Origin of the sequence: Chromobacterium sp. ASV23 (assembly GCF_016428945.1) — a bacterium.
GTDB classification, from domain to species: domain Bacteria; phylum Pseudomonadota; class Gammaproteobacteria; order Burkholderiales; family Chromobacteriaceae; genus Chromobacterium; species Chromobacterium sinusclupearum.
Window position 1 is genome coordinate 1 of the sequence record NZ_JAELTR010000103.1, and the last position, 5,513, is coordinate 5,513.

Consider the following 5,513-nt stretch of genomic DNA (forward strand, 5'->3'; position numbering starts at 1 on the left):
AGCGCCAGTTCCACGCGGTGAAGGACGTCTCGTTCCAACTGGCGCGCGGCAAGACCTTGGGCATCGTCGGCGAATCCGGCTCCGGCAAGACCACGGTGGGCCTGACCCTGGTGCGGCTGCACCAGGCTACCGCCGGCAAGGCGCTGTTTCATGGCAAAGACCTGATCGGGATGAGCGCCAAGGAATTCCACGCCTACAAGAAGCGCATCCAGATCATCTTCCAGAACCCTTACGCGTCGCTGAACCCGCGTTTCACCGTCGAGCAGATCCTGACCGAACCGATGCTGCTGCACGGCATCGGCCAGGACGCCGGGCAACGCCGCCGCTTGGCGCAAGACCTGCTGGACAAGGTGGGCCTGCCGGCCGGCGCCTTGGCCAAGTATCCGCACGAGTTCTCCGGCGGCCAGCGCCAGCGCATCGCCATCGCGCGCTGCCTGACGCTGAAGCCGGAAGTGCTGATCTGCGACGAATCGGTGTCGGCGCTGGACGTGTCGGTGCAGGCGCAGGTGCTGAACCTGCTGCAGGACCTGCAGGACGAGTTCAAGCTGTCCTATCTGTTCATCTCGCACGATCTGGCGGTGGTGAAGCACATCTCCGACCAGGTGCTGGTGATGAATAAAGGCCAGGTGGTGGAGCAGGCGGACGCCGATGTGATCTACCGCGCGCCGCAGGACAGCTACACCAAGAAGCTGCTGGGCGCGATCCCGCAAGGCTGGAGCGCGGCGGCGGTGCCGGCCTAGCGCGAGAGCTTGCTCCGATCCAGACCAACCGGCCCTGCGGGGCCGGTTTTGTTTTTACTGATTGTGGAACGGCATTGGCTCCAGCAGTCAAACAGTTGTTTCAATTTTATCATGGCATACATGAGTAAAATTGATTTAATCAGTAAGCATTAACTTGCTTAAGTTCGCCGTGTAAATATTTTTTTGCAAAAAAACAACATTTCTTTCGCTATGGCGACGCTAACAGTCATGGTTGCGACGCACTCTGGATGTGTCACATAGACGAAAATTAAGGACTCAACAACCAGTCTATTTGCCCATGCGCCGTGCATTTTCATGGCTATGGCATCTTGTCCGGGCTGGAAAAAGTAAGGCCTGTTAAGTTAATGATTTGTGCTTTTTTGTAACTTATTGTGACGATGCATTTCAATTATTGACAGTAAATTCGGGCTCTTCACACACTCGAAACATAGCCCGCACGCATTGAGCGCGGCTTCGCACTGCCCGTCATGCTGGCAACCGAACCAGCAGGCGGCGCTTGGGAAATAGAGTGAAGGAGAGTTCCGTGATGAAGAAAAACAAGCTGGCGATGGCGCTGGCTGTCATTGGCATCGGTGCGCATGCGTCGTTGTCGTTTGCCGATAATTCGGGCGAATTGGACCGGGTGGAAGTCACCGGCTCCAATATCAAGCGCAGCATCAAGCAGGAGAAAGCGCTGCCGGTCACCATCCTTCGCACCGAGGAAATGACCAAGCAGGGATTCACCACGGTTGAACAGGTGGTCAACTCGCTGTCCAGCAATCAATCGGCAACAGTCGGTGCCTCATCGGTGCAATCGGTAAGCGGTGGTGCGTCCTATGCCAGTCTGCGCGCGCTTGGTTCCCAATACACGTTGGTGCTGCTTGATGGCCGCAGAGTGGCAAGTCAGGCGATCAGCGGCATTGCCACTGACTTGAATGCCATTCCACTGTCAGCGGTTGAACGCATCGAAGTGCTGCGCGATGGCGCTTCGGCGATTTATGGCTCTGATGCGATTGGTGGCGTGATTAACTTCATCACCAAGAAAAGCTACAACGGTTTGACCGTGGGGGGCGAATGGCTGTCTACGGATCAGCAGGGCGGCAATACCGGTAGTGTCAATCTGCTGGGTGGAGTGGGCGACTTATCCAAGGATGGTTGGAATGTCTATGGCTCGCTCGCTTATCAGAAGGTGCAGCGCATCACCACAATGGAGCGTAGCTTTGCATATAAGAACCTTAGCGCAGATAACCTGAGCGGTTCGGTTTTCCCTTCAAACTTCATATACAAGGGTAAAGCCTACAATCCTGCTTCACCCAATTGCCAGCCGCCATACGCGTTGCCGCTTGATGCAAATGCTTGTGGCGAGATGTCTACGCTGTTTATGGACTTGACGCCGGAAGTGGAGCAATTGACTGCTCTGGCCAAGGGCACAAAACGTATTGGCGATCATGAATTTTCGCTGCAATACATGGGGGCGCGCAATGTCAGCACTACGCGCATCTCGCCGACGCCGTTGTCCAAGATCGTGACCCTGCTCCCCGGTGACAAGTATTACCCAACCACTTTGCCGGATGGCACACCCACTGATGGCAGCCCTGTAGTCTTGAACTCGCGCTCAGTTCCCTTGGGTCCGCGTACTACTAAGAGCACTTCTGATACGCAGCGTTTAGCGTTCAATGCCGAGGGCTTGCTGGCCGGCTGGGACTATCGCAGTGGTGCGGTGTACTCGGAAAACAAGACCACGATTAATTACAAGGATGGTTACGCCAATGAAACGCTGATTCGGCAGGCATTCAAGGATGGCACCATCAATCCGTTCGGCCCCTCGGCGCCAGGTGCCTGGGACAGCGTCCGGCTTTATGGCGATGGATGGATTGCCAAGTACTCAACAGCGCTAGCCGATTTCAAAGCTAGTAAAGAGCTGTTCTCGTTGCCTGCCGGCATGCTAGCTGCGGCATTCGGCGCGGAAGTTCGCCATGAAAAACTGGATAGCCAGATCCAAGATACGGCACGCAACGCCATCGGCTCTGGCATCGCCAACTCGCAATCGACGAGTGGTCAGCGTAATGCTTCCGCCCTGTATGCCGAGGCGGAAATTCCGGTGGTGAAGGGATTGGAATTGCAAGTCGCATCACGTTTTGACCATTACAACGATTTCGGCAATTCCTTCAATCCCAAGGTTGCATTCAAATATCAACCAGTTTCGCAAGTGCTGTTCCGCGGTTCTGCCAGCAAGGGATTCCGTGCGCCTTCTTTGTATGATGTATTCATGCCGGATTCCCAAACCTACACTGCTAACAAGTTCAATGATCCGGTGCGCTGCCCTAACGGCTCGCCGGCTAATGGTGGCAACAAGGCGCAAGATTGTAACCAGCAATTCATGGTGCAGCAGGGAGGCAGCCGTAGCTTGAGCCCTGAAAAAGCATCATCGCTGACTTTCGGCATCGTGATCGAGCCGACCAAGTCGATCACGGCCAGCGCTGATTTCTGGTGGACCATGATACAGAACACGATAGGGGTGCTTGATCCCGGCGCGATCTTTGCCGATCCTGCGAAGTATGCTGATCGCTTTGTCCGGAATGCAGATGGGTCTTTGGATTACGTCAAAACGCCCACCGAGAATTTGGGAAATTTGAGCGCGGCAGGCGTGGATCTCAGCTTCGCCTTTCGCTTCCCGAAGAGTGTCTACGGTGACTTCGGCATCAACCTAGATGGTACCTACACATCCAAGTATGTTCAGCAACTGGAGAAGGGCGGTACTTATTACAGCCCGCTTGGCGGCTGGTATCAAGACATTCTATCCCCGACCTTGCGCTGGAAGCATAGCTTAGCTTTCAGTTGGGCAAGAGCCAATTGGAGCGCACAACTGGTTCAGAATTACTCATCAGGTTATACGGACATGAATCCGAATGGTGAGAATCACAACGTCAAACCGTATTCCAACTGGAACTTGTCCGGAACCCATATCTGGAACAAGAAGCTGACACTGACCGCGGGCGTGAAAAACCTATTTGACCAAGAACCGCCATTCAGCAATCAGACCAAGACTTTCCAGTTTGGCTACGATCCGGTGTTGGCTGACCCGGTGGGCCGCGCCTACTTCCTGAAGGCGTCGTACAAACTGTAGCGTTTGGCTATTGTATTTAGTTTGCAGCTATAGCATTCTGTCATGGGTAGTAAGCCCAAGTAGTAGGTGCCAAAGGATGCGGTGCCTCGCATCCATCTGGTATGGTAATCCGTCGGCGAGTCCGGGCGTTTCTGCCCACAAGGCGGCAATGTCCGGCTTGCCGGTTTTTAAAGAGTGGGTAACCCATATGACTAGTATCACAGCCAAAGGGGTAGGAGGACCTCCGCCGCGCCGACGATTCGCCGGTCTGGCCGGGGTGATCATATTCCACGCCGTGCTGATCTACGCGCTGGTGACCGGCTTGGCCCAGGGCGTGGTGAAGGTGATCCAGCAGAAGGTGGAAGTGTCGGTGATCAGCGAACCGCCGCCGCCACCGCCTCCGCCGCCGCCGAAGATCGAAAAAGTGGTGCAGCAGCCGACAGCGCCGAAACCGCAGGCCTATGTGCCGCCAGTGGTCAATCCGCCGCCGATGGTGCAATCGCAGAACGCGATCCAGTCGGTGACCGCCGATCCGACGCCGCAACCAGCGCCGACGCCGGCGCCGGCAGTGGAAGCGCCGAAAGGCCCGGTGTCCGCCAAGGCCAACTGCAGCCATCTGGAATCGCCGGAATACCCGTCCAAGGCCCAGGAAGACGAAATCCAGGGCGTGGTGAACGTGGTGTTCAGCGTCGGCGCCAGCGGCAAATACAGCGGCGACGCCAGCTTCAATTTCAGCGGCGACATTCCGCCGCGTTATCGCAGCGCGTTCAAAGCCGCCATTACTACCGCATTGCAGGGTTACACCTGCCAGGCCAATTCCCAATTGAAACAGGAATTCGGCTTCAAAATGGACTCTGGCTCCTAAGACCAGGGCCTCTCAAGACACAAAGGAGCAAATACCATGACCAAGATCACTCGCGCATTTCTGGGCAAAGTCCTGGGCGCTGCCGCCGCGCTGAGCGCGCTGCCGGCACTGGCGGCCGAAACCGTCAACACCTCCAATCCGTACGGCATCGACGCGCTGTGGTCGCAGGGCGACTTCGTGGCGAAGGGTACGCTGATCATTCTGCTGATCATGTCCGCCTCCACTTGGTATGTGGGCATCGTCAAGCTGCTGGAACAACGCCGCCTGATCAAGCAGGGGCATGAACTGCTGGGCCACCACGGCGTGGATCTGCAAAAAGCCGCCAGCGAGCTGGCCGACGAAGGCATGTACAGCGCCGTCGCCGTCGCCGGCATCGAAGCCGCGCGCGAACACAAAGGCGAGCTGGCCAATCGTGTCGACCTGAACACCTGGGTGGCGATGGCCATCTCCGACGCGGTCGACTCCGCCAGCCACCACATGCAGAACGGCCTGTCGGTGATCGCCACCGTCGGCTCCACCGCGCCGTTTGTTGGTCTGTTCGGCACCGTATGGGGCATCTACCACGCGCTGGTGAAAATCGGCACCTCCGGCCAAGCCTCCATCGACAAAGTAGCCGGCCCGGTAGGCGAGGCGCTGATCATGACCGCCATCGGCCTGGCCGTCGCGGTGCCGGCGGTGCTGGGCTACAACTGGCTGGTGCGCCGCAACAAGCTGGTGCTGGACAACGTCCGCGTGGTATCCGGCCGCCTGCACGCCAGCCTGCTGAACAACCCGACCCGGTAAACAGCCATGGCGCGTTACA

The 5,513-nt window shown here is 57.1% G+C and carries 4 protein-coding genes; all 4 read left to right on the plus strand.

Features of this window, described 5'->3' with window-relative positions; all coding sequences use genetic code 11:
• Positions 1-740: ATP-binding cassette domain-containing protein (locus JHD59_RS21390; RefSeq protein WP_199155751.1), on the plus strand; the 740-nt coding region annotated here is incomplete at its 5' end.
• Between the two features lie 547 nt (positions 741-1,287).
• Positions 1,288-3,867, plus strand: coding sequence for a TonB-dependent receptor (locus JHD59_RS21395; RefSeq protein WP_199155752.1), 2,580 nt, complete (start codon positions 1,288-1,290; stop codon positions 3,865-3,867).
• Between the two features lie 187 nt (positions 3,868-4,054).
• On the plus strand, positions 4,055-4,711 hold the full coding sequence (locus tag JHD59_RS21400; protein ID WP_199155753.1) for a hypothetical protein: 657 nt from the start codon (positions 4,055-4,057) through the stop codon (positions 4,709-4,711).
• A gap of 36 nt (positions 4,712-4,747) precedes the next feature.
• Positions 4,748-5,494, plus strand: a complete 747-nt coding sequence (locus JHD59_RS21405) for a MotA/TolQ/ExbB proton channel family protein (protein WP_103317152.1) — start codon at positions 4,748-4,750, stop codon at positions 5,492-5,494.
• Positions 5,495-5,513: the final 19 nt, after the last annotated feature.